This window comes from Streptomyces marinisediminis, from assembly GCF_026262575.1.
GTDB classification, from domain to species: domain Bacteria; phylum Actinomycetota; class Actinomycetes; order Streptomycetales; family Streptomycetaceae; genus Streptomyces; species Streptomyces marinisediminis.
The window spans coordinates 1-22,231 of the sequence record NZ_JAPKFL010000009.1; the positions used below are offsets into that span (position 1 = coordinate 1).

Below are 22,231 nucleotides of genomic sequence, written 5' to 3' on the forward strand. Positions count from 1 at the left end.
GTGGCCAGAACCCGGACGGAATCCGCCCGGACGATCGCTGAGAACGCCATGCCGGAAGTGCGGCAGGCGATTGAGGTCACGCAGGTCCCCGGCGAGGTATCCACGGGCGACATCGTCCACGGACACGGCACGGTCCATATCGCCCTGCGGTCGACTGAGGCGTACGACCTCGCCCGTTGGGTGCGGAACCACTACACGCAGGAGGAGATCGCCGCCTACGCGAGAGGGGCGGGGTCGTGACGGAGGCGGGCCAGGGGATTCCCGCGGGACCCCTCGGGACAGTGGGCGAGATCCGGCACCCGTCCCGACTGACGATCGGCGACATGATCCCCTTCGACGGCGTGTACTACGCCATCGAGGACATGTGCACCGCCAGGGCCGGCGCGAAGGTGCTGCGCTTCAGGGACCGCGAGCCCTACATCGTAGACGCTCCGGTCCTCGCGTACAGACGGCTCGACTTCGCGTCCATGCCAGGGGTCGTCCGATACCGGCGCGGCGGCTGACGGAGCCGCCCCCGAGAACGCCTGCCTCGGAAGTCATCGCCCACCGCGTACACCCCACGGCCAGGCTGATGAGAACCGCCCGAGGCGGGGGCAAGCCCCCTCCCCATTCGTCGTCTGCTCCGACGCAACCGCATCTGACGGACGGGGAGGGTTCCGCAAGATCCGTTCGAGCTGGAGGTGCCCCATATGGGTACGGCAGTAGCGGTACGCGATCCGAAGGAACTGCTGGGCGAGGAGGTGTGGGAAAGGGAGATCAAGCTCCTGACCCGCGACTACCTCATGGACAGCGTGATGGCGGGCCGACTCCTCGGCCAGGCCGTCGCGTACCTGATCACCGCCATGGAGACCATGGGCGAGGGTCTGGAACTCGGCTGCGGCGAGCTCGTCGACGTGGCCGTGCACGCGCTCATCCTCGACACGGCGAACTACGCCGCGTTCTGCGAGAAGTACAACAACGGGCAGTTCCTCCACCACATCCCCGAAATCGACCGCAAGGCCGACGGCACCGTCATGCGGACCGCGGCCGTCGTCGAACAGCACGGGTTCGAGGTGGACTGGCCGCTGTGGGAGCGGGACTCCTCGAAGTGCTCCCCCTGCGCCCAGGGCACGAGCTGCCACTGACCGGCGGGGACACAGGCCGGGGTCGTCCTTCGGGGCGGCCCCGGCCGTCACGTTCGGGGGAAGAACCAGCATTGCGGGCCCAGCCGCAGGGCCGAACGAGTAACGTGCGTTGTCGTCGGAGCCAGACGGTACAGATGCTCAACAACCACTCCACGAGGAACGTTGCTACATGAGCGTTGAACACTACTGGGACCGCTACGCGACCGGGGCCCTGACGAAGATCGGCTCGGTACAGGACTCCATCGACAAGGGGTTCTGCTGGACCCAGTACGACTACCACGGCCCCGCCGAAGAACTGCTCTGCCAGCCCGAGAACGCTCTGGAGCTGGGCTGCGGCAGCGGAAACGAGGTCGCCTACCTCGCCCGCAAGGGCATTGATGCCACGGGAATCGACCTGTCCCCCGTCCAGATCAAGCACGCCGAGGAACGCTGGGGCGACATCGAGGCAGCCCGCTTCCACCTCCGTGAAGCCGTCGACTTCCTGACCACCACCGAGGAGAAGTACGACGCCATCTACTCGGTGTGGGGCGCTTTCTGGTTCACCGACCCCCGCCGTCTCCTGCCCGTCATCCGCGAGCGCCTCAACCCCGGTGGCGTCCTGGTCTTCTCCCAGGCGCCAGCCGTCGACGGCTGCTACGGCGCCCAGGGCATGTACGGCAACGGCTTCACGGGCAAGGTTCTGCCGGTCCAGCGGTGGGCCTACTCTGAGGAGATGTGGCGCGGAATCCTGGTGAACTACGGCTTCCTGGAGACCGACGCCCGAATCCTGGAGGCCCCCGACCCGGAGAAACTGGGCACGCTGATCGTCCAGGCCAGGGTTCGATAGCTGACACGGCAGGCCCCCTGCCGACTCTGCCCGTTGAGGGGAGTCGGCAGGAGGCTGTGCCTCCTGCTCCCGGACGCCCAAGGTTTTACCGAAGGGCGCTCCATGCAAATAAGTTGTCTTGAGCACAGAGGGGCCCCGGCGGATGTGATCTCCTGAACCCTGCATGTCGCTCCCGTGGAACCTGTGGCCGGATTTCGCTCCGCCGGAGCTTCTTCGTCGGCAGCGGGTTGCAGCCAGTCGCTGTCGGGGCGGGCCAGCAGCCGGGCGTTGTTGTATGCCATGGCGGTCGTGAAAACTGTGTGACCACGATAGAACTCCCCTTGCCGGGAGACCACCAGTGCGAGTGAGGCGCCTCGGAGTCTCCGGACAGGGACCCAATAGGATGTCCCTGGAAGGAAACGAGGAAGTCAGCAGTAGGTTACCGGCCACCGCGAGAAGCCCACGCAGAACTCGAAGAACTACGACTCGTCGCATAAATTGACTGGCCCCATCGCTGTCCGGAAAACGCGAGGCCCCCCAGTCGAGGCGTGGCTCGCGTTCGCGGACGCGCACCTCCAAAACCTCGCCGAATCGGCCTCAGTGCCGAAACTGCCCACGCCGCCGAAACCCAGCGGCGACGACCTCAAGCCCTTCCTCGGCCACTGGAGCCCCTACGGACCCCGCTCCTACTGAGCTGAACCAAGGGAAATCACACCGCCACGAGCCGGACCCGCTCGCCGCACAGTTTGGCCATGTCGTCAATATCGGAAGTCAGCATGACCACGGGGCGGTGCTGTCGCAGCGCGGCCTCGGCGACGGCCGCATCGATCGCGTACTCGTGTCCGTGCAACCCGGCATTCATCAGCAACTTCGAGGCAGCCCTCGCCTCCTCGTCACCGACCGGGACGACCCGCAGCCCGGAAAGCACCCAGTTCAGGCGGGACTTGTTCGTACGCGCGTGGACGGCCTCGATGATGGTGAGCGCACTGATCACGACCTCCATGCCGCGCGACCGCGCCTCAGCGATCAGGGCCACCACCTGCTCTTCGTCAGCGAGCAGCTTCGAGAGTCCCTCGCTGTCGAGGACCAGCGTCCCCTGACTCAGCCGGCGGCGGGCCACTCGGCCTCCTCGGCGAACACCTCGTCGAAGACCTGCCGCGCCCGCTGACGAGCCGGCTCGGAGACCGGCCCCTTGCGGCTCTCGTAGTCCGCCAGGTACTCGTCCAGGACCTGCCCCCGCAGCTCACGCTCGACCGCCTCGGCGATGAACGCGGAGAACTCCCGCTTGCCCACCCGAGCCCGGATCGCCTCCGCGGTCCCCTCCGGCAGCGACAAGCTCACTCGCGTCGCTGGCCCTTCCCCGATGCTGTACGTCGCCTCAGCCATGCCCCCGATTGTGTCAAACGAGTAGGAAAAGCGCCACGTCCGCACTACCTTCACAGCTCGGTCAGCGCCCCGCTCACACAAATCCCAGCACGGGCACCCCCCATCCCAACACGATCCCAGCACGGTACGGATGACCAGGGATGACGACAGGTGACGAGGGGCCAGCTATCCCAGCACCATCCCAGCACGGGAAAAGACTAAGGGCCCGACCCCAAAGAGTCGGACCCTCCCTGACCTGCATGTTTGCCAGATCAACGACGTGGTGATATGTCAGCCGCTACACGTTGAAGCGGAACTCCACGACGTCGCCGTCCTGCATGGTGTAGTCCTTGCCCTCCATGCGGGCCTTGCCGCGGGCGCGGGCTTCGGCTACGGAGCCGGCTTCCACGAGGTCGTCGAAGGAGATGACCTCGGCCTTGATGAAGCCCTTCTGGAAGTCGGTGTGGATGACGCCGGCGGCCTCGGGGGCGGTGGCGTCGCGCTTGATCGTCCAGGCCCGGGACTCCTTGGGGCCCGCGGTGAGGTAGGTCTGCAGGCCCAGGGTGCGGAAGCCGACGTGGGCCAGGGTGGCCAGGCCCGGCTCCTCCTGGCCGACGGACTGGAGGAGCTCCAGGGCCTCGTCCTCCTCCAGTTCGGCGAGGTCGGCCTCCAGCTTGGCGTTGAGGAAGATCGCCTCGGCCGGGGCGACGAGGGCGCGCTGCTCGGCCTTGAAGGCGTCGTCGGTCAGCTCCTCCTCGTCGACGTTGAAGACGTAGAGGAACGGCTTGGTGGTCAGCAGGTGCAGCTCGCGCAGGGGCTCGGCGGCCTCGGTGCCCTGGGCGATCCCGGCGGAGAACAGGGTGCGGCCTTCCTCCAGGATCCCCTTGGCCTCCTGCACCGCCTTCACCAGCGGCTGCCTGTCCTTCTTGACCCGCGCCTCCTTCTCCAGACGCGGCAGGACCTTCTCCACGGTCTGGAGGTCGGCGAGGATCAGCTCGGTGTTGATCGTCTCGATGTCGTCCTTGGGCGAGACCTTGCCGTCGACGTGCACGACGTTCTCGTCCCGGAAGGCGCGGATCACCTGGCAGATCGCGTCCGACTCGCGGATGTTGTGCAGGAACTTGTTGCCCAGCCCCTCGCCCTCGCTGGCGCCGCGCACGATGCCCGCGATGTCGACGAAGTCGACGGTGGCCGGGAGGACGCGCTCGGAGCCGAAGATCTCGGCCAGCCTGGCCAGCCGGGGGTCGGGGACGCCGACGACGCCGACGTTCGGCTCGATCGTGGCGAACGGGTAGTTGGCCGCCAGCACGTCGTTCTTGGTCAGGGCGTTGAACAGGGTCGACTTGCCGACGTTGGGCAGGCCGACGATTCCGATCGTGAGCGACACGTGGCGACTTCCCGTAGCGAGAGGATCTGGGGCGGCGGCCCGGCACGTGCGGACCAGTCCACCAGTCTACGGGCGCGACCGACCCGCGACGACGGCGACCACGAGCGCCCGCCGACGCCCCGGACGGGCGACGCCCCGGGCAGGTGGCGACCCGGGGCAGGCGGCGGCCCGGGAGACGGGTCAGCCGTGCGGCGGTGGCGCGGCGCACGGGGACGCGGGGCGCGGCGTGGGCGGACGCGGGACGCGGCGTGGGCGGACGCGGGACGCGGTGCGCGCGGACGCGGGACGCGGTGCGGGCGGACGCGGGACGCGGTGCGCGCGGACGCGGGACGCGGCGTGGGCGTCTCCCGTCGGGCTAACGGTGTCATGCCCACGGGGCACGGCGGGCGGGTCGGCGGCGTGTCAGGGGGTGGGCGGCCGGGCGGGGGCGGCCTACGTTGGGGTGGTGGAGCAGATGAGGCAGAGGGGGCGTGAGCGGGCGGCGGTGCCCCGGCCCGCGCGGTCGGGCGGGGGGACGGCGCGGTCCGCGCCCCGGCGGGCGGCGGCCGGTGCGCCGGGGGCGCCGGCGCGGCCGGGGGCCCCGCGGCTGACCGGGTTGGGCGGCGGGCTGCTGGCCATCGCCGCGATGGTGCTGCTCGGCGGGGTGGTGCGGCTGCTGCTGGGCGCCTCGCCGGGGGTGTACGGGGTGGGCTTCGTGCTCGTGGGTCTGGCCTCGGCGCTGTGGGTGCGGCCGGGCGACCAGTTCACCGCGCCCGTCGTCGCCCCGATCGCGTACGCCGCCGGGCTGGTGGTGCTCACCGGGGGCAGCGGCGGGGGCGGCGGGTGGGGCGAGCGCGTGATGACGGTGGTCACGGCGCTGGCGGTGGAGGCTCCCTGGGTCTACGGCGGGACGGCGGCGACGGCGCTGGCGGCGGTGGTGCGGCGCGCGGTGCGGGCGGCCCGGCGGCGCGGGGAGCTGCGGCGGCGCCGGGAGCGCGGCGGCCACCCGGCGGGCGACGGGCGGCACGCCCGGCTGGCCCGGCCCCGGGCGCCCGGGGTGCGGGAGCAGGCGGGCACGCTCCGGCCCACCGGCGCCCGGGAGTACACCGGCACGTCCCAGCAAGTCCCCCCGCCCCAGCAGGCCCGGGGTGGCCGCACCGCGCCCGGGCCGCGGGGGCCGTCCCGCTCGCGGCGTCCGGCCGGGCCCGTGTGACCCGCGCGGCGGGGTTCTCGCGCTCGGAGCGGCCGGTGTCCCACCCGCACGGTGCGCTGCGGGCGGGCGGGCGGTGGCGTCGACGCGGGGCGGACGGGGCGACGGGCCGCGTGCGCCGTGGACGGGGTCGAGCAGCACCCGCGGGAGGAGCCTGCGGCGGTGGCGGCCCACCACACACCTCGACCACCCGGCGCGGCGCCCGATCACCCGCGGCGGCGCCTGCGTGCAAGGGGACGACCGCTCCCTGGGCGACGGCGCCGTCCACCCGTCGACGGTTCCGGCGTAGGGCGCCGGCGTCCGCGGCCGCGAAGGGCGGGCGGGGCGGAACCCGGCGTACCGTCCCCGCCGCGCCCGCGCCTCGCGGCGCCGCGTCGGGTTACGCGCCGGTGACCTTCGACGCGGCCTCGGCGCGCAGGTCTCGGCGCAGCTCCTTGGGCAAGGAGAACTGCATGTGCTCCTGCACCGGCTGCACCACCTCCACGTCGCCGTAGCCGCGCTCGGCCAGCCACTCCAGGACGCCTTCCACCAGGACGTCCGGCACCGAGGCGCCGGAGGAGACGCCCACGGTGGTGACGCCCTCCAGCCACGCCTCGTCGACCTCACCGGCGTTGTCGACCAGGTGGCCGGCGCGGGCGCCGTGCGCGAGGGCCGTCTCGACCAGGCGCACGGAGTTGGAGGAGTTGCGCGAGCCGACGACGAGCACCAGGTCGGACTCGGCCGCGACCTGCTTGATCGCCGTCTGCCGATTCTGCGTGGCGTAGCAGATGTCGTCGCTCGGCGGGCTGATGAGGCGGGGGAACTTCTCCTTCAGCGCGCCGACCGTCTCCATCGTCTCGTCGACCGACAGGGTGGTCTGGGACAGCCAGACGACCTTCTCCGGGTCCCTGACCTCGACGTTCGCCACGTCCTCCGGGCCGTCGACCAGGGTGATGTGCTCGGGCGCCTCGCCGGAGGTGCCGATGACCTCCTCGTGCCCCTCGTGGCCGATGAGGAGGATGTCGTAGTCGTCCTTGGCGAAGCGGACGGCCTCCTTGTGCACCTTGGTGACCAGCGGGCACGTCGCGTCGATGGTGGCGAGCTTGCCGCGCTCGGCCTCGCGGTGGACCTCGGGGGCCACGCCGTGCGCCGAGAAGATGACGATCTCGCCCGGCGGCACCTCGGAGGTCTCCTCGACGAAGACGGCGCCCTTCTTCTCCAGCGTCCGCACCACGTACTTGTTGTGGACGATCTCGTGGCGCACGTACACCGGAGCGCCGTACTGCTCCAGGGCCTGCTCGACGGCGATGACGGCTCGGTCCACGCCCGCGCAGTACCCGCGGGGGGCGGCGAGGAGGACGCGGCGGGCGGTCTCAGCACTCATGGCCCCATCGTACGGGCGCGCGGATCTGCGCCGGACGGCGCGTGGAGTGCGGCGGGGTGCGCGCGGCGCCCCGGGCCGCCGCCCCCGCGCGGGACCGCCGTGGGCTGTCGGTGGGGGCCGGTAGGGTCGCGCGCATGGCTTTGAACACGTCCCCGGAGGCGCCGGTCCCCGTCGCGGAGGTGTCGCGGCTGATCGGCGGCTGGATCGACCGGCTGGGCGCGGTCTGGGTGGAGGGGCAGATCACCCAGCTCAGCCGGCGTCCCGGCGCCGGCGTGGTGTTCCTGACGCTGCGGGACCCCTCGCACGAGATGTCGCTGTCGGTGACCTGCTTCCGCCAGGTCTTCGACCGGGTGGCGGACGTCGTCGGGGAGGGCGCCCGCGTCGTCGTGCACGCCAAGCCGGAGTGGTACGCGCCGCGCGGCTCGCTGTCGCTGCGCGCCGCCGACATCCGGCCGGTCGGCGTGGGCGAGCTGCTGGTGCGGCTGGAGCGGCTCAAGCAGGCGCTGACGGCCGAGGGCCTGTTCGCGGCGGGCCGCAAGCGGGCGCTGCCGTTCCTGCCGCACCGGATCGGCCTGGTGACGGGCCGGGCGTCGGCGGCCGAGCGGGACGTGCTGGAGACGGCGCGGGCGCGCTGGCCCGCGGTGCGGTTCGCGGTGCGCAACGTGGCCGTGCAGGGCGTGCACGCGGTGCCGCAGGTCATCGCGGCCGTCCAGGAGCTGGACGCCGACCCGGAGGTGGACGTCGTCATCGTCGCCCGGGGCGGCGGCAGCGTGGAGGACCTGCTGCCGTTCTCCGACGAGCGGCTGGTGCGCGCGGTGGCGGCCTGCGGCACCCCCGTCGTCTCCGCGATCGGCCACGAGCCGGACACCCCGCTGCTGGACCTGGTGGCCGACCTGCGCTCGCGCACGCCCACGCACGCCGCGAAGGACGTCGTGCCGGACGTGGGCGAGGAGTACGAGCGCATAGCGCAACTGCGCGACCGCGGGCGGCGTCGGCTGGCGGCGTACCTGGACGCGCAGGAGCGGGGGCTGGCCGACTGCGTCAGCCGCCCGGCGCTGGCCTACCCCCACCGCATGGTGGACGCGCGGGCCGACGAGGTGGCCGACACCCTCGCGCGCGCCCGGCGCACCGTGGGCCACCTGCTGGACCGGGCGGACGCGGAGCTGGAGCACACCCGCGCCCGGGTGGTGGCCCTCTCCCCCGCCGCCACGCTGCGCCGCGGGTACGCCGTCCTCCAGCGCCCGGACGGCTCGGCCGTGCGGGACGCGGCGGGGGTCGCCGACGGTGAGGAGCTGCGCGCCCGGGTGGCCGAGGGGGAGTTCACCGTGACCGTCACCCCGTCGGCCTAGGGTGGGAGCCATGGCGAACACGGACACGTCGCGGGCGGCGACGGAGCGGGACGCGGGCGGGCAGCCGGCCGGGACGGCGAGCGGGGACGGCGCGGACGCCGGCGCTTCGGGCGCGGACGCCGCGGCCCTGGGCTACGAGCAGGCGCGGGACGAGCTGATCGAGGTGGTGCGCCGGTTGGAGGCCGGCGGGGTCACGCTGGAGGAGTCGCTGGCCCTGTGGGAGCGCGGCGAGGAGCTGGCGAGCGTGTGCCAGGGCTGGCTGGCCGGGGCCCGGGCGCGGCTGGACGCGGCGCTGGCGGCCGACGCGGAGGGCGTGGACGGGGACGCGGACGGCGGCGCGGGAGCCTAGTCACCCCGATTTAGTTGAACGCTGCACGAACCTCTTCGTACAGTGGTCGCCGTACGCACCACCACCCGCCCCCCGACGACGAGGATGCCCCTATGTCTCTCAGCCTTGAGGCGACGGCCCAGGACCTGCTCTTCCGCGAGGCGCACACCGCCAACACCTTCACCGACGAACCGGTCGGCGACGAGCAGATCGAGGCCGTCTACGACCTGATCAAGCTGGCGCCGACCGCCTTCAACCAGTCGCCGCTGCGCATCACCCTCGTGCGCTCGACCGCCGCCCGCGAGCGCCTGGTGCGGCACATGGCCGAGGGCAACCAGGCCAAGACGCGCACCGCGCCGCTGACCGCGATCCTCTCGGTCGACCTGGACTTCCACGAGCGGCTGCCCGAGCTGTTCCCCGTCGCGCCGGGCCTCAAGGACACCGTCTTCGCCGAGCTGCCCGCCCGCGAGCAGGCCGGGACGTTCAACGCCTCGCTCCAGGCCGGCTACTTCATCCTCGGCGTGCGCGCCGCCGGGCTGGCCGCCGGCCCGATGACCGGCTTCGACGCCGAGGGCGTCAACAAGGAGTTCTTCGGCGACGGCAAGCAGAAGGCGCTCGTCGTCATCAACATCGGCCGCCCCGGCCCGGACGCGTTCCGCCCGCGCTCGCCGCGGCTGGCCGCCCGCGACGCGGTGACGGTGGTCTGAGCCACTCCGGTGCGGGGGCGGACGCCCGCCTCCGCACCGCGCACCGCCCCGAGCCGCGTACCGCTGGCCTGGGCTGCCCGCACACCGTCCCGGCCGCGCACCGCCTGCCCGGGCCGCGCACCGCCCCAGAGCCGCGCACCGCCCCAGAGCCGCGCACCGCCCCGAGCCGCGTGCCGCCCGCCGGGCCCGCGCGCCGGGTACGCCCGTCCGGCCGTCGCGTACGCCCGTCCGGCCTCAGCCCGCGTCCGCCCGGGCGGCGGGTGCCCCGCCCTGCCTCGGCTCCAGCGCGCGGGCCAGCTCCGCCAGGCGCTCGAAGGGCGCGGTGCCGGTGACCACGGAGGTGTGGCCGTCCGCCGCACGCACCAGGGCGTCGTACTTCGGCCCCTCGTAGCGCTCCCACGCGGCGCCGTCCACGTCGACCGTCGCGCCGGTCGCCTCCGCGCCGCGCGTGGCGTCGGCGATGAACCGCTCCGGCTCGCCGTCGCTCTGCTCGACGGCGGCGTACTCCACGTCCGGGTCGTGGAAGCCCAGGTGCCACACGGCGCCGAGATCGCTCTGCCCCCGGTAGTAGACGGAGGTCGCCCGCCACCGCTCGTCCAGCCCCTCGGGCGCGAGGAGCGGGTAGGGCGCGGCGCGCTCGGCGGTGAGGAGCTCGGCGCGGTAGTCGATCTCCCTGACCGGGTCCTGGTCCTCGTCGTGCGGGACGCCGAACAGGTAGACGACTCCCGCGCACAGGGAGATCAGGCCCATCGAGAGGACCATGTCCCGCACCGTCTTCTTGCCTCGCGTCGTTGCCACGCCCTCCATGGTCCCCCATGCCCGGTTCCCCGACGCGGCCAGGGCCCCGGGCGGGGCGGGACGTGGCGGGGCCCGGGCCTCCGGGGCCGCTCATACGTGGGCCCGCGTGCTCATCCTGGCGGTGGACGGATAAGGTCTACGTACCCTCACCCCTATGACTGTCCGGCGGCCGACTCCCAGGCCGACCGTGCAGAAAGGTGCGTCTCGATGTCGGAAAACCACCACCTTCCCTCCCAGCTTGAGGTGAGCCCCGAGGCACCCGACCGCAACCTCGCCCTGGAGCTGGTGCGGGTCACCGAGGCCGGCGCGATGGCCTCGGGCCGCTGGGTGGGGCGCGGTGACAAGATCGGCGCCGACGGGGCCGCCGTGAAGGCGATGCGCACCCTGGTCTCGACCGTCTCGATGAACGGCGTCGTCGTCATCGGCGAGGGGGAGAAGGACGAGGCGCCGATGCTGTTCAACGGCGAGCGCGTCGGAGACGGCACCGGCCCGGAGTGCGACGTGGCCGTGGATCCGGTGGACGGCACCACGCTCACCGCCAAGGGCATGGCCAACGCGGTCTCGGTGCTGGCCGTCGCCGAGCGCGGCGCCATGTTCGACCCCTCGGCGGTGTTCTACATGAACAAGCTCGCCACGGGGCCGGAGGCGGCCGAGTACGTGGACATCAACGCGCCCGCCTCGGTGAACGTGCGCCGCGTCGCCAAGGCCAAGGGCTGCGCCCCCGAGGACGTCACCGTCGTCATCCTGGACCGGCCCCGGCACGAGGGCATCGTCCGGGAGGTGCGCGAGGCCGGCGCCCGCATCAAGTTCATCTCCGACGGCGACGTGGCGGGCGCGATCATGGCGGTGCGCGAGGGCACCGGTGTCGACCTGCTGCTGGGCATCGGCGGCACGCCCGAGGGCATCATCGCCGCCTGCGCGATCAAGTGCCTGGGCGGCACGCTCCAGGGCAAGCTGTGGCCCAAGGACGAGGAGGAGCGCCGGCGCGCCCTGGACGCCGGACACGACCTGGACCGCGTCCTGCACACCGACGACCTGGTGAGCGGCGAGAACGTCTTCTTCGTGGCGACGGGCATCACCGACGGGGACCTGCTGCGCGGGGTGCGCTACCGGGCCGAGACGGCGTTCACCCAGTCGCTGGTGATGCGCTCGAAGTCGGGCACGATCCGCCAGATCGACTCCACGCACCGGCTGGAGAAGCTGCGCGCCTACAGCGCGATCGACTTCGACCGCGCGACCTGAGCCCCCAACGCCCCACCGGGCCCCCGCCGCCCCTGTGCGGAACGCGGCGGGCCCGGCCCACGCCGGGCGGGACCCGCCCGGAGCGCCAGCACACCGGCTTACACCGCGCAGGCGCGGCACGCCGGGCAACGCGCGCGAACGCGGCCGCACCCGGACGCGACGCGCCACGTGGCACACGCGGCACGCACCACGCGGCACGCACCGCTCCCGCGGGGGCTCCCCCGCCGGGGCGGCACACCGGGTCGGCCCCCGGCCGGAGCGGTGCGCGGCGGGCGCGCCCCCGTGCGGCGCCGGGCCCGGCGGGCCGGCCGGGCCGAGGGCCCGGCGGTCGTCGGCCGTGTCCCGGGTCGCCCCGGGCGGCGGCCACCCGCCAGCCCCGGACCACCGGCGCGCGGGGCCGCGCGGGCGGCGGACGGCGGGCGCCGCCCCCGCGCGGCTACGCGATGCGGCGGACGTGGGGCGCCAGGGAGGTGTCGGGGGCGCCGACGGCGTCGCGGCGACGGCGCCGGGCGAGCACCACCCGGCGCTCGGCGGCCGTCAGCCCGCCCCACACCCCGTACGGCTCGGGCTGCGTCAGCGCGTGCTCGCGGCACTCGACGAGCACGGGGCACCGCGCGCACACCGCCTTGGCCGCCTGTTCCCGGGCCAGCCGTTCCGCCGTGGGTTCCTTCGACGGCGCGAAGAACAGCCCCGCCTCGTCCCGGCGGCAGACCGCTTCCGAGTGCCACGGCCCGGCTTGCCCGCGCTCCGGCGTTCGCTGTGCGGGGAGGACGGCTGCCTGCGGGGACTGATACGACGGTCGCGGCACGGTCTACTCCTGACGACGGCGGTGCGGCTCACCCTGGTCTGCCTGCTGCCGCACGGGGGTTCACGAGAGAACCGTGCGAGAGGCGATGCCTCGACCTCTACCCGCTGTGCGCGCGCTTATGCGCTCAGTCGCGACGCGAGCGCAAGTCCCGGATCTGTTTGCCCCGTTTCGCCACCGCCTGCACCGAACCGCACACCGAGACGCCGCGCACGACGACCACGGGCGCGCGCCGGTCGTCCGCCGTGCGCTGCTCGACCTCGAACGCGCCCATGACGCTCGAACCCGCGTCCCGGAGCGTGACGTTCTCCGGCACCCGGACCTCCACGCTGCCCAGCAGCGCCACCGCCGTGACCACCACCTCCTGCTGCTCGAACAGGGCTTCGGTGAGGTCGATCTCGACGGGCCCGAAGCAGGCGAAGGCGTTCAGGCGCGGCCCCACCCGCCACCGCCCGCGGCGCACGGCGCCGGCGAACAGCCCCACGAGCGTCGATCCGGCCCGCGCGGGCGGCGTCGGCCGTGTCCCGGCGTGCGCCGGCGCGTGCCCGCCGGGGAGGTCGGCCACCAGGGGCGCGAGCTGCTCCCGGGTGCGCGCCCGGTACGCCGCCACGACGCGCTCGGCGTGCTCCTCCGCGGTCAGCCGGCCCTCCGCGAGCCCCTCGCCGAGCAGGGTCGCTATCCGCTCCCGGTCCGCGTCGGAAGCGCGCACCGCCACCCCGTCCGGGCCGCCGCCCGCCGACCCCTCGCGCCTCTTCACCTCGTCCACCCGGGCAGCGTACCGACAGTCGCGATAGGTCGCGAGGAGCGGGCGCCGACCGGTACGGAACAGCACCGAACAGCACCGAACGGCACCGAACGGCACCGAACGGCACTGAGCGCCACCTCACAGCCGCGGCCGGCGCGCCGCGTTCTACCCTGTGAGGCGCGCTCGCCGACGCCGTCGAGCCGCCTGAGCCGTCCAGAGAGGAATCCGCCCCCATGGCCGCCCGCCCCGCCCCCCGCCCCGATGACCGGGAGTTCTCCTACACGGATCTGCTGCCCGTGGGCGAGGACGCGACGCCCTACCGCCTGGTGACCACCGAGGGGGTCAGCACCGTCGAGGCCGGGGGCCGCACCTTCCTCAAGGTCGAGCCGGAGGCGCTGCGGCTGCTGGCCGCCGAGGCGATGAAGGACATCTCGCACTTCCTGCGCCCCGAGCACCTGGCCCAGCTCCGCCGCATCCTCGACGACCCCGAGGCGAGCCCGAACGACCGGTTCGTCGCCCTGGACCTGCTGAAGAACGCCAACATCGCGGCCGCGGGCGTCCTGCCGATGTGCCAGGACACCGGCACGGCGATCGTCATGGGCAAGCGCGGCCAGAACGTGCTGACCGAGGGGGGCGACGCCCGCGCCCTGTCGCACGGCGTGTTCGACGCCTACACCCAGCTCAACCTGCGCTACTCCCAGATGGCGCCGCTGACCATGTGGGAGGAGCGCAACACCGGCACCAACCTGCCCGCGCAGATCGAGCTCTACGCCGCCGACGGCGACGCCTACGACTTCCTGTTCATGGCCAAGGGCGGCGGCAGCGCGAACAAGAGCTTTCTCTACCAGGAGACGAAGGCGGTGCTCAACGAGGCCGCCATGATGCGCTTCCTGGAGGAGAAGATCCGCTCCCTGGGCACGGCGGCCTGCCCGCCCTACCACCTGGCGATCGTCGTCGGCGGCACCAGCGCCGAGTACGCGCTCAAGACCGCCAAGTACGCCTCCGCGCACTACCTGGACGAGCTGCCGTCCGAGGGGTCGCCGTCCGGCCACGGCTTCCGGGACCGCGAGCTGGAGGAGCGGGTCTTCGAGCTGACGCAGAAGATCGGCATCGGCGCCCAGTTCGGCGGCAAGTACTTCTGCCACGACGTGCGCGTGGTGCGCCTGCCCCGGCACGGCGCCTCCTGCCCGGTGGCGATCGCGGTCTCCTGCTCCGCCGACCGGCAGGCCAGGGCGAGGATCACCGCCGAGGGCGTCTTCCTGGAGCGGCTGGAGCGCGACCCGGCGCGGTTCCTGCCGGAGACGACGGGCGAGGAGCTGTCCGAGGGCTCCGGGCAGGACGATGTCGTGCGCATCGACCTCAACCGGCCGATGGACGAGATCCGCGCCGAGCTGTCCCGGCACCCGGTCAAGACGCGGCTGTCGCTGACCGGCCCGCTGGTCGTCGCGCGCGACATCGCGCACGCCAAGATCAAGGAGCGGCTGGACGCGGGCGAGGAGATGCCGCGGTACCTGCGCGACCACGCGGTGTACTACGCGGGCCCGGCCAAGACGCCCGAGGGCTACGCGTCCGGTTCCTTCGGCCCGACGACGGCCGGGCGCATGGACGCCTACGTCGAGCAGTTCCAGGCGGCGGGCGGCTCGTTCGTGATGCTGGCCAAGGGCAACCGCAGCAAGCAGGTCACCGACGCGTGCGCGACGCACGGCGGCTTCTACCTCGGCTCCATCGGCGGCCCGGCGGCGCGGCTGGCGCAGGACTGCATCAAGCGGGTGGAGGTGCTGGAGTACGCGGAGCTGGGCATGGAGGCCGTCTGGAAGATCGAGGTGGCGGACTTCCCGGCGTTCATCGTGGTGGACGACAAGGGCAACGACTTCTTCACCGACCCGGGCCCGGCCCAGCCGTTCGTGACCTCGATCCCCGTGCGCGGCTGACGTGGGGCCGCCCGCCGCACGGGCGGCCTACGCTCGTGCTCATGAGTTTCCGCATCGAGCACGACTCCATGGGCGAGGTCAAGGTGCCCGCCGACGCCAAGTGGCGCGCCCAGACCCAGCGGGCGGTGGAGAACTTCCCCGTCTCCGGGCAGCGCCTGGAGCGCGCCCACATCCAGGCGCTGGCGCACATCAAGGCGGCGGCGGCCACGGTCAACGCCGAACTGGGCGTGGTGGAGCAGGAGATGGCGGCCGCGATCGTCGCGGCCGCCACCGAGGTCGCCGACGGCCGGTGGGACGAGCACTTCCCCGTCGACGTCTTCCAGACCGGCTCGGGCACCTCCTCGAACATGAACATGAACGAGGTCGTCGCCACGCTCGCGTCCGAGCGGCTCGGCGCGCCCGTCCACCCCAACGACCACGTCAACGCCAGCCAGTCCTCCAACGACGTCTTCCCCTCCTCCGTGCACATCGCCGCGACCGCGGCCGTCTCCCGCGACCTCGTCCCGGCGCTGGAGCACCTGGCCGACGCGCTGGAGCGCAAGGCGGGCGAGTTCGCCACGGTGGTGAAGTCCGGGCGCACGCACCTGATGGACGCCACCCCCGTCACGCTCGGGCAGGAGTTCGCCGGGTACGCCGCCCAGGTGCGGCACGGCGTGGAGCGGCTGCACGCCTCGCTGCCCCGGCTCGCGGAACTGCCGCTGGGCGGGACGGCGGTGGGCACGGGCATCAACACCCCGCCCGGGTTCGCCGCGGCCGTCATCGCGGAGGTCGCCCGCGTCACCGGGCTGCCGCTGACCGAGGCACGGGACCACTTCGAGGCGCAGGGCGCCCGGGACGGGCTGGTGGAGACCTCCGGGCAGCTGCGCACCGTCGCGGTGAGCCTGACGAAGATCGCCAACGACCTGCGCTGGATGGCCTCCGGGCCGCGCACCGGGCTGGCCGAGATCGCCCTGCCGGACCTCCAGCCCGGCTCCTCCATCATGCCGGGGAAGGTGAACCCGGTGATCCCCGAGGCGGTGCTCATGGTGGCCGCGCAGGTCGTCGGCAACGACGTCACGGTGACGACGGCCGGGGCCTCGGGCAACTTCGAGCTCAACGTCATGCTGCCGGTGCTGGCGCGCAACGTGCTGGAGTCGGTCCGGCTGCTGGCGAACGCGAGCCGCCTGCTGGCCGACCGCACGGTGGACGGCATCACCGCCGACGTGGAGCGGGCGCGCGAGTACGCCGAGTCCTCGCCCTCCGTCGTCACCCCGCTCAACCGGTACATCGGCTACGAGGAGGCGGCGAAGGTCGCCAAGCGCGCGCTGGCCGAGCGCGTCACGATCCGCCAGGCGGTGCTCGACGGGGGCTACGTCGAGCGCGGCGAGCTCACCGAGGAGCAGCTCGACGAGGCGCTCGACGTGCTGCGCATGACCCGGCCGTAGGGCGGCGGCCGGGGCCTCCCGCCGCCCGTGCGGGGCACGGCGGCCCGCCCCCGGGCCCGCCGGGCCCCGCCACGGCGACGCCCGGCGGGCCGCGCGGCGCTCGGATACCATCCGTGGATGACAGCGCACACCGAGCGGCCGGCACGGGGGGAGTCCGGAGCACCGCGCCCGGGGTCCTGGGCTCCGGGGACGCAGATCCTGTGGCGCTACCGGGCCAACGGCGCGTCCCACCCGCACATCTGCCGCCCGGTGACGGTCGTCCGCGACACCCCGGAGCTGCTCGCGGTGTGGATGGCGCCCGGCACCCGGTGCGTGAAGCCGCAGCTCGCGGACGGTACGCCGGTGCACCGGGAGCCGCTGGCCACGCGGTACACCAAGCCGCGCACCCTCACCCGCTGCCGCTGGCTCGGCACGGGGGTGCTGAAGCTGGCCCGGCCGGGCCGGCCGTGGTCGGTGTGGCTGTTCTGGGAGGCGGGCTGGCGGTTCAGGAACTGGTACGTGAACCTGGAGGAGCCGCACCGCCGCTGGTCGCGCGGCGTGGACTCCGAGGACCACTTCCTGGACCTGGCCGTCTACCCCGACCGCACCTGGGAGTGGCTGGACGAGGACGAGTTCGCGCAGGCGCAGGCGGCCGGGCTCATGGACGCCGCGCAGGCGGAGCGCGTACGGGCGGCCGGGCGGCGCGCGCTGGAGGGAGTGCGCCGGTGGGAGTCGCCGTTCGCCGACGGCTGGGAGCACTGGCGTCCGGACCCGGCCTGGCCCGTGCCGCGCCTGCCGCGCGACTGGGACCGCCGCGGCCGCCCCTGAGCCGGGCGCGCCGCGGGGTGCGCCCGCAGGGGTGCACCCGGAAAGGTGTACAGGGCACCGTGACGCACCCGAAGCCCGGTACCTCTTGATACGCTCCGGGGCCGCGACCGTAGGATCATTTCCCGGGCCGCATCCGCAGGCCGTCACGCACCGCAGCAACTCCCCCGCGCCCGGCTCGACTTACCGGGTGTCCCCGAGAGGAGCCACGCACGTGAGCAGCAACGGACGGGCCAAGGCCGCCCCGGGTCGGGACGACCCCCGCACGCGGAGGCTGGCCTTCCGCTTCTGTTCCCGGGCAGCATGAACGGGGTGTCGGCGCATCGACGCGCGGCACCCGGCCCCGCCCGGCCCGAGAAGATCACCACCCACGCCGCACAGGACGGACGGAAACCCGACGCGTGACGGAGCACCCGACCACCCCCCGCCAGTCGGCGGCCGGAGCGCACCAGCCCCGGCCGTCCGACGGCGCGATCCCGCACGCCCGCGCGCGAGCGGCCGACGCGGCGGGCGAGAGCCCGGTGCGTGAGCCCGCCCACCCCCAGGCCGAGGGCACGCCGACGGCCGCCGCCCCGCCCCCGTTCCCGGCCGCCGGCGGTGCGGGGCCGCACGCGGCCACGCCCGCGCCGGCCGAGACCGGCCCGGACGGCGACGAGCACGCGCGGCGCGGCGGCGACCGGCTGCGCTTCGTCGGCGCCGCGACGCGCCGCATCGCCCGGGGCCTGGACCTGGACGAGACGGTGCTCGGCCTGTGCCGGGCGTCGGTCCCGGCCTTCGCCGACGCGATCCTGGTCTACCTGCGCGATCCGCTCCCCGTCGGCGAGGAGCGGCCCACCGGACCCGTCCGGCTCCGGTTGCGCCGCACCGACCGCCTGCCCGACCACCCGAGCCGGCCCGCCCCCGACCCGCAGGCCGAACCACCCCGCGCCGACGGGACGCCGTCGGGGGACGGGACGCGACCCGCCGGCGGGGCACCGGGCGCGGCGTCCGGCGGCGAGAACGGCGCGCGGCTGCCGCTGCTGGCCGGGCTCGCCGAGCAGCCCGCGGCCGGGGCCGCCGAGCTGGCCGAGGTCCGCACCGGCGGCGCGCTGGCCGAGGTGCTGCGCGGCGTGCGTCCGCTGTTCGGGGATAACCCGGCCGCGCGGGCGGCGCTGCCGGAGCTGCTGGGCCAGGAGCGGGACGTGCCCTCGGGCGACCGGGCCATCCTGGCCCCGCTGCGCGGCCGCCGCCGGGTGATCGGTGCCGCCGTCTTCCTGCGCCGCCCGGAGCGCTCGGCGTTCGCGGGCGACGACCTGCTGGTGGCCGCGCAACTGGCCACGCACACCGCGCTGGGCGTCGACAAGGCCGTGCTGTACGGGCGCGAGGCGTACATCGCCGACGAGCTCCAGCGCACCATGCTGCCCGACCGGCTGCCGCAGCCCACCGGCGTGCGGCTGGCCAGCCGCTACCTCCCGGCGGCGGAGTCCGCCCGGGTGGGCGGCGACTGGTACGACGCCATCCCGCTGCCCGGCAGCCGCGTCGCGCTGGTCGTCGGCGACGTGATGGGCCACTCCACGACCTCGGCCGCGATCATGGGCCAGCTCCGCACCACGGCGCAGACGCTCGCCCAGCTCGACCTGCCGCCGCAGGAGGTGCTGCACCACCTGGACGAGCAGGCCCAGCGGCTCGGCGAGGACCGCATGGCCACCTGCGTCTACGTCGTCTACGACCCGGTCGCGCACCGCATGATCGTCGCGAACGCCGGGCACCCGCCGCCGGTGATGCTGCACCGCGACGGGCGGGCCGAGACGCTGCGCATACCGCCCGGCGCGCCCATCGGCGTCGGCGGGGTGGACTTCCAGGCCGTCGAGCTGGACGCCCCGGCCGGTGCCACGCTGCTCCTCTACACCGACGGCCTGGTGGAGTCCCGGCACCGCGACGTGTGGGCCGGCATCGAGACGCTGCGCCAGAAGCTCACCGAGACCGGGCGGCTCATCCGGCCGGACGCCGCCGCGCCGCTGGAGCCCCTGTGCGACGAGGTGCTCGACATCGTCGGCCCGGGCGACCGCGACGACGACATCGCGCTGCTCGCCGCCCGGTTCGACGGCATCGCGCCGAGCGACGTCGCCTACTGGTCGCTCGAACCCCGTCCCGAGACGGCCGGGCAGGCGCGCCGGCTGGCCCGGCGGGCGCTGGAGACCTGGGGCCTGGAGGAGCTGACGGACTCCGTCGAGCTGCTGGTGAGCGAGGTCGTCACCAACGCGGTGCGGTACGCCGAGCGCCCGGTCACGCTGCGGCTGCTGCGCACGGACACCCTGCGCTGCGAGGTGGGCGACGACGTCCCCCAGCTCCCCCGGCTGCGGCAGGCCCGGGCGACCGACGAGGGCGGGCGCGGCCTGTACCTGGTCAACCGGATCGCCCGCCGCTGGGGCGCCACCCGGCTGTCCACGGGAAAGCTGGTCTGGTTCGAGGTACCGCTCCCCTAGCGCCGCCGCGCGGGCTCCACGCGCACGCGCAGGCCCGGGCGCCCAGCGGGGCGCCCGGGCCTTGGCGTCCGGGGTGCGGTCCGGCGTGCGGTCGGGCGCGGTCCGGCCTGCGGACCGGCGCCGCCAACCGTGCGGACCGTCAGGCGGCGAGTGCCGCCTCCGCGTCGAGGGTCGTCGCGACGGCCTGGAGGACGGAGGCTATCTTGACCGCCTCCTGGACCGTCTCCCGGTCGACGCCCGCCTTGCGCAGCACCTGCTCGTGGGAGTCCAGGCACATGCCGCAGCCGCCCACGGCCGAGACGGCGAGCGACCACAGCTCGAAGTCCGCCTTGTCCACCCCCGGGTTGCCGATGACGTTCATCCGCAGGCCCGCGCGCAGCGTGCCGTACTCGGGGTCGGACAGCAGGTGCCGCGTGCGGTAGAACACGTTGTTCATCGCCATGATCGCGGCGGCCGACTTGGCGGCGGTGTAGGCCTCGTCGGAGAGGTTCTTGCGGGCCTCCGGCTCCAGCTCCCGCAGCACGAGCGGGGAGCGCGAGGCGATGGCGCAGGCGAGCACCGTGCCCCACAGCCGCTGCTCCGGAAGCTCGGAGTTGCCTATGACGGAGCCGAGGTTGAGCTTGAGGTCCTTGGCGTAGCCGGGCAGCGCCGACTTCAGGTCAGCCAGTGCCACGGCTCACTCACCCGCCAGGAGCTGGACCGGGTCGAGGGTCTCGTCGCCCTTGCTCCAGTTGCACGGGCACAGCTCGTCGGTCTGCAGGGCGTCCAGCACCCGCAGGACCTCCTTGGGGTTGCGGCCCACGGAACCGGCGGTCACCATCGTGAACTGGATCTCGTTGTTCTGGTCGACGATGAAGACGGCGCGCTGGGCGAAGCCGTCCTCGCCCTGGACGCCGCAGTCGCGCATCAGCTCGTGCTTGGAGTCCGCCAGCATGGGGAAGGGCAGGTCGCGCAGGTCGTCGTGGTCCTTGCGCCAGGCGTGGTGGACGAACTCCGAGTCGCCGGAGACGCCGAGGATCTGGCAGTCACGGTCCGCGAACTCCTCGTGCAGCTTGCCGAACGCGGCGATCTCCGTCGGGCACACGAACGTGAAGTCCTTCGGCCAGAAGAACACGCACTTCCACTGGCCCTCGTACGTCTTGTGGTCGATCTGCCGGAACTCCTGCCCCTTCTCCAGCGAGACGCACGCGGTCAGGTCGAAGGACGGGAACTGGTCACCTACAGTGAGCACAACGCTCTCCTTGCGGGCACGGGAAAGCACCCCTGGCGGGGTCTTCCCTCGAGGGTTGGACGGATGTCACACCCTGCCACAGCCGATATTGATCAAAGAAATAGCTAGACTCGCTCCCGTTGATCGGGCACGGCTATCAGTGGCCGCCTCGGAACCTCTCGCGAGTACGTCACATGAGCAAACCCTCCCGTCCGCCCAGCCTCTCCCAGCTCCGGGCGTTCGCCGCCGTCGCCGAACACCTGCACTTCCGCGAAGCCGCCGCCGACATCGGCATGAGCCAGCCCGCGCTGTCCGGCGCGGTCGCGGCGCTGGAGGAGTCGCTGGGCGTGCGGCTCCTGGAGCGCACGACGCGCCGCGTGCTGCTGTCACCCGCCGGGGAGCGCCTGGCCGCGCGGGCCCGCACGGTGCTGGAGGCCGTCGGCGAGCTGCTGGAGGAGGCCGAGGCGGCCCGCGCGCCGTTCACCGGCACCCTGCGCCTGGGCGTGATCCCCACGTGCGCCCCCTACCTGCTGCCGACGGTGCTCGGCCTGGTGCACGAGCGCTACCCGGAGCTGGACCTGCGGGTCCACGAGGAGCACACGGAAGCGCTGGTGGACGGCCTGACCACCGGGCGGCTGGACCTGCTGCTGCTCGCCGTCCCGCTCCGCTCCCCCGGCATCGTCGAGCTGCCCCTGTACGAAGAGGACTTCGTGCTGGTGATGGAGCGCGGCCACGAGCTGGCCGGGCGGCGGGACATCCCGCGCCGGCGGCTGCGCGACCTGCCGCTGCTCCTGCTGGACGAGGGCCACTGCCTGCGCGAACACGCCCTGGAGATCTGCCGCGAGGCGGGCCGCCCGGAGCGCCGCCGGGACGCCGCGGGCGAGGTGACGACGACGGCGGCCGGGCTCTCCACGCTCGTGCAGCTCGTCGCGGGCGGGCTGGGCGTGACCCTGCTGCCGCGGACCGCGCTGCGCCTGGAGACGGCGCGCAACGAGCGGCTGGCCACCGGCTGCTTCGCCGACCCCGCGCCGACCCGACGGGTGGCTCTGGCGATGCGCGACGGCACCGCGCGCGAGCAGGAGTTCACCGCGTTCGCCGCGGCGCTGCGGGTGGCGCTGAGCGTGCTGCCGGTACGGCCGACGGCCGCCTGAAGCGCGCCGGGGGCGGGCTTCAGGCGGCCGTCGCACGGA

At 73.7% G+C, this 22,231-nt stretch carries 23 protein-coding genes and 1 pseudogene; 14 read left to right on the top strand and 10 right to left on the bottom strand.

Annotated elements, in window-relative coordinates; all coding sequences use genetic code 11:
• The 4 genes from OSB71_RS09400 to OSB71_RS09415 form a co-directional block, all read left to right on the top strand.
• Positions 1-240: hypothetical protein (locus OSB71_RS09400; RefSeq protein WP_265946386.1), on the top strand; the 240-nt coding region annotated here is incomplete at its 5' end.
• An 83-nt stretch (positions 241-323) separates the two neighbouring features.
• The gene (locus tag OSB71_RS09405; protein WP_265946388.1) at positions 324-503 is read left to right on the top strand and encodes a hypothetical protein; all 180 of its coding nucleotides are present in this window, start codon (positions 324-326) and stop codon (positions 501-503) included.
• A 186-nt stretch (positions 504-689) separates the two neighbouring features.
• Positions 690-1,124 (top strand): glycine-rich domain-containing protein, encoded by a 435-nt coding sequence (locus OSB71_RS09410; protein ID WP_265946390.1) that lies wholly within the window; start codon positions 690-692, stop codon positions 1,122-1,124.
• A 169-nt stretch (positions 1,125-1,293) separates the two neighbouring features.
• Entirely contained in the window at positions 1,294-1,950 is a 657-nt protein-coding gene (locus OSB71_RS09415; protein WP_265946392.1) for a class I SAM-dependent methyltransferase, read from the top strand.
• Here OSB71_RS09415 and OSB71_RS24620 read toward each other — a convergent pair.
• The 4 genes and pseudogenes from OSB71_RS24620 to ychF all read right to left on the bottom strand — a co-directional run.
• Positions 1,860-2,291, bottom strand: a pseudogene (locus tag OSB71_RS24620) (DUF3825 domain-containing protein); the annotation flags it as partial. The gene OSB71_RS09415 and the pseudogene OSB71_RS24620 overlap by 91 nt on opposite strands.
• 347 nt (positions 2,292-2,638) lie before the next feature.
• On the bottom strand, positions 2,639-3,049 hold the full coding sequence (locus tag OSB71_RS09420; RefSeq protein WP_265946393.1) for a DNA-binding protein: 411 nt from the start codon (positions 3,047-3,049) through the stop codon (positions 2,639-2,641).
• Positions 3,031-3,315 (bottom strand): hypothetical protein, encoded by a 285-nt coding sequence (locus OSB71_RS09425; protein ID WP_028438980.1) that lies wholly within the window; start codon positions 3,313-3,315, stop codon positions 3,031-3,033. Before OSB71_RS09425 ends, OSB71_RS09420 begins: the two co-directional genes overlap by 19 nt.
• Positions 3,316-3,592: 277 nt before the next feature.
• Positions 3,593-4,681 (bottom strand): redox-regulated ATPase YchF, encoded by a 1,089-nt coding sequence (ychF, locus tag OSB71_RS09430; protein WP_265946395.1) that lies wholly within the window; start codon positions 4,679-4,681, stop codon positions 3,593-3,595.
• A gap of 595 nt (positions 4,682-5,276) precedes the next feature.
• On the opposite strand from ychF, the gene OSB71_RS09435 reads away from it, so the two are divergent.
• A complete protein-coding gene (locus OSB71_RS09435) occupies positions 5,277-5,873 on the top strand; it encodes a DUF6542 domain-containing protein (RefSeq protein WP_323055262.1) in 597 nt (198 codons plus the stop codon).
• Between the two features lie 376 nt (positions 5,874-6,249).
• On the opposite strand, the gene OSB71_RS09440 is transcribed toward OSB71_RS09435, so the two are convergent.
• Complete coding sequence (locus OSB71_RS09440; protein ID WP_265946397.1) at positions 6,250-7,233, bottom strand: 4-hydroxy-3-methylbut-2-enyl diphosphate reductase; 984 nt, start codon at positions 7,231-7,233, stop codon at positions 6,250-6,252.
• A gap of 134 nt (positions 7,234-7,367) precedes the next feature.
• Between OSB71_RS09440 and xseA the strand changes: the two genes are divergently transcribed.
• The 3 genes from xseA (at position 7,368) to OSB71_RS09455 (ending at position 9,617) form a co-directional block, all read left to right on the top strand.
• On the top strand, positions 7,368-8,582 hold the full coding sequence (gene xseA, locus OSB71_RS09445; protein ID WP_265946399.1) for an exodeoxyribonuclease VII large subunit: 1,215 nt from the start codon (positions 7,368-7,370) through the stop codon (positions 8,580-8,582).
• Between the two features lie 10 nt (positions 8,583-8,592).
• Positions 8,593-8,931 (top strand): exodeoxyribonuclease VII small subunit, encoded by a 339-nt coding sequence (locus OSB71_RS09450; RefSeq protein WP_265946401.1) that lies wholly within the window; start codon positions 8,593-8,595, stop codon positions 8,929-8,931.
• A 92-nt stretch (positions 8,932-9,023) separates the two neighbouring features.
• Complete coding sequence (locus OSB71_RS09455) at positions 9,024-9,617, top strand: malonic semialdehyde reductase (RefSeq protein ID WP_265946403.1); 594 nt, start codon at positions 9,024-9,026, stop codon at positions 9,615-9,617.
• Positions 9,618-9,851: 234 nt separating this feature from the next.
• Here OSB71_RS09455 and OSB71_RS09460 read toward each other — a convergent pair whose 3' ends face one another.
• On the bottom strand, positions 9,852-10,424 hold the full coding sequence (locus OSB71_RS09460) for a DUF4245 domain-containing protein (RefSeq protein ID WP_265946405.1): 573 nt from the start codon (positions 10,422-10,424) through the stop codon (positions 9,852-9,854).
• Positions 10,425-10,622: 198 nt separating this feature from the next.
• Between OSB71_RS09460 and glpX the strand changes: the two genes are divergently transcribed.
• Entirely contained in the window at positions 10,623-11,657 is a 1,035-nt protein-coding gene (glpX, locus tag OSB71_RS09465) for a class II fructose-bisphosphatase (RefSeq protein WP_265946407.1), read from the top strand.
• Positions 11,658-12,093: 436 nt separating this feature from the next.
• Here glpX and OSB71_RS09470 read toward each other — a convergent pair whose 3' ends face one another.
• Positions 12,094-12,465, bottom strand: a complete 372-nt coding sequence (locus OSB71_RS09470) for a WhiB family transcriptional regulator (RefSeq protein WP_265946409.1) — start codon at positions 12,463-12,465, stop codon at positions 12,094-12,096.
• 124 nt (positions 12,466-12,589) lie between these two features.
• Positions 12,590-13,228: a DUF1707 SHOCT-like domain-containing protein gene (locus OSB71_RS09475; RefSeq protein WP_265946411.1), complete on the bottom strand. Its 639-nt coding sequence runs from the start codon at positions 13,226-13,228 to the stop codon at positions 12,590-12,592.
• A 212-nt stretch (positions 13,229-13,440) separates the two neighbouring features.
• Here OSB71_RS09475 and OSB71_RS09480 point away from each other — a divergent pair, with 212 nt between their 5' ends.
• The 4 genes from OSB71_RS09480 (at position 13,441) to OSB71_RS09495 (ending at position 19,831) form a co-directional block, all read left to right on the top strand.
• Complete coding sequence (locus OSB71_RS09480) at positions 13,441-15,138, top strand: fumarate hydratase (protein ID WP_265946413.1); 1,698 nt, start codon at positions 13,441-13,443, stop codon at positions 15,136-15,138.
• A gap of 41 nt (positions 15,139-15,179) precedes the next feature.
• Positions 15,180-16,562 (top strand): class II fumarate hydratase, encoded by a 1,383-nt coding sequence (locus OSB71_RS09485; protein WP_265946415.1) that lies wholly within the window; start codon positions 15,180-15,182, stop codon positions 16,560-16,562.
• A 117-nt stretch (positions 16,563-16,679) separates the two neighbouring features.
• Positions 16,680-17,369, top strand: coding sequence for a cytidylyl-2-hydroxypropylphosphonate hydrolase (fomD, locus tag OSB71_RS09490; RefSeq protein WP_265946417.1), 690 nt, complete (start codon positions 16,680-16,682; stop codon positions 17,367-17,369).
• 398 nt (positions 17,370-17,767) lie between these two features.
• On the top strand, positions 17,768-19,831 hold the full coding sequence (locus OSB71_RS09495; protein WP_265946419.1) for an ATP-binding SpoIIE family protein phosphatase: 2,064 nt from the start codon (positions 17,768-17,770) through the stop codon (positions 19,829-19,831).
• A 139-nt stretch (positions 19,832-19,970) separates the two neighbouring features.
• On the opposite strand, the gene OSB71_RS09500 is transcribed toward OSB71_RS09495, so the two are convergent.
• Complete coding sequence (locus OSB71_RS09500; RefSeq protein WP_265946421.1) at positions 19,971-20,504, bottom strand: alkyl hydroperoxide reductase; 534 nt, start codon at positions 20,502-20,504, stop codon at positions 19,971-19,973.
• Positions 20,505-20,507: 3 nt separating this feature from the next.
• Positions 20,508-21,062 carry a peroxiredoxin gene (locus OSB71_RS09505; RefSeq protein ID WP_265946423.1) on the bottom strand — a complete coding sequence of 185 codons (555 nt, stop codon included), beginning with the start codon at positions 21,060-21,062 and terminating at the stop codon, positions 20,508-20,510.
• Between the two features lie 173 nt (positions 21,063-21,235).
• Between OSB71_RS09505 and OSB71_RS09510 the strand changes: the two genes are divergently transcribed.
• Positions 21,236-22,192 (top strand): hydrogen peroxide-inducible genes activator, encoded by a 957-nt coding sequence (locus tag OSB71_RS09510; protein ID WP_265946425.1) that lies wholly within the window; start codon positions 21,236-21,238, stop codon positions 22,190-22,192.
• The last annotated feature ends 39 nt before the right edge of the window (positions 22,193-22,231 follow it).

Excerpts from the sequence above, each read along its gene's own strand:
- OSB71_RS09405 (WP_265946388.1), top strand. The coding sequence starts at position 324 with ATGATCCCCTTCGACGGCGTGTACTACGCCATCGAGGACATGTGCACC.
- OSB71_RS09410 (WP_265946390.1), top strand. The coding sequence starts at position 690 with ATGGGTACGGCAGTAGCGGTACGCGATCCGAAGGAACTGCTGGGCGAG.
- OSB71_RS09415 (WP_265946392.1), top strand. The coding sequence starts at position 1,294 with ATGAGCGTTGAACACTACTGGGACCGCTACGCGACCGGGGCCCTGACG.
- OSB71_RS09425 (WP_028438980.1), bottom strand. The coding sequence starts at position 3,315 with ATGGCTGAGGCGACGTACAGCATCGGGGAAGGGCCAGCGACGCGAGTG.
- OSB71_RS09440 (WP_265946397.1), bottom strand. The coding sequence starts at position 7,233 with ATGAGTGCTGAGACCGCCCGCCGCGTCCTCCTCGCCGCCCCCCGCGGG.
- xseA (WP_265946399.1), top strand. The coding sequence starts at position 7,368 with ATGGCTTTGAACACGTCCCCGGAGGCGCCGGTCCCCGTCGCGGAGGTG.
- OSB71_RS09450 (WP_265946401.1), top strand. The coding sequence starts at position 8,593 with ATGGCGAACACGGACACGTCGCGGGCGGCGACGGAGCGGGACGCGGGC.
- OSB71_RS09455 (WP_265946403.1), top strand. The coding sequence starts at position 9,024 with ATGTCTCTCAGCCTTGAGGCGACGGCCCAGGACCTGCTCTTCCGCGAG.
- OSB71_RS09460 (WP_265946405.1), bottom strand. The coding sequence starts at position 10,424 with ATGGAGGGCGTGGCAACGACGCGAGGCAAGAAGACGGTGCGGGACATG.
- glpX (WP_265946407.1), top strand. The coding sequence starts at position 10,623 with ATGTCGGAAAACCACCACCTTCCCTCCCAGCTTGAGGTGAGCCCCGAG.
- OSB71_RS09480 (WP_265946413.1), top strand. The coding sequence starts at position 13,441 with ATGGCCGCCCGCCCCGCCCCCCGCCCCGATGACCGGGAGTTCTCCTAC.
- OSB71_RS09485 (WP_265946415.1), top strand. The coding sequence starts at position 15,180 with ATGAGTTTCCGCATCGAGCACGACTCCATGGGCGAGGTCAAGGTGCCC.
- fomD (WP_265946417.1), top strand. The coding sequence starts at position 16,680 with ATGACAGCGCACACCGAGCGGCCGGCACGGGGGGAGTCCGGAGCACCG.
- OSB71_RS09510 (WP_265946425.1), top strand. The coding sequence starts at position 21,236 with ATGAGCAAACCCTCCCGTCCGCCCAGCCTCTCCCAGCTCCGGGCGTTC.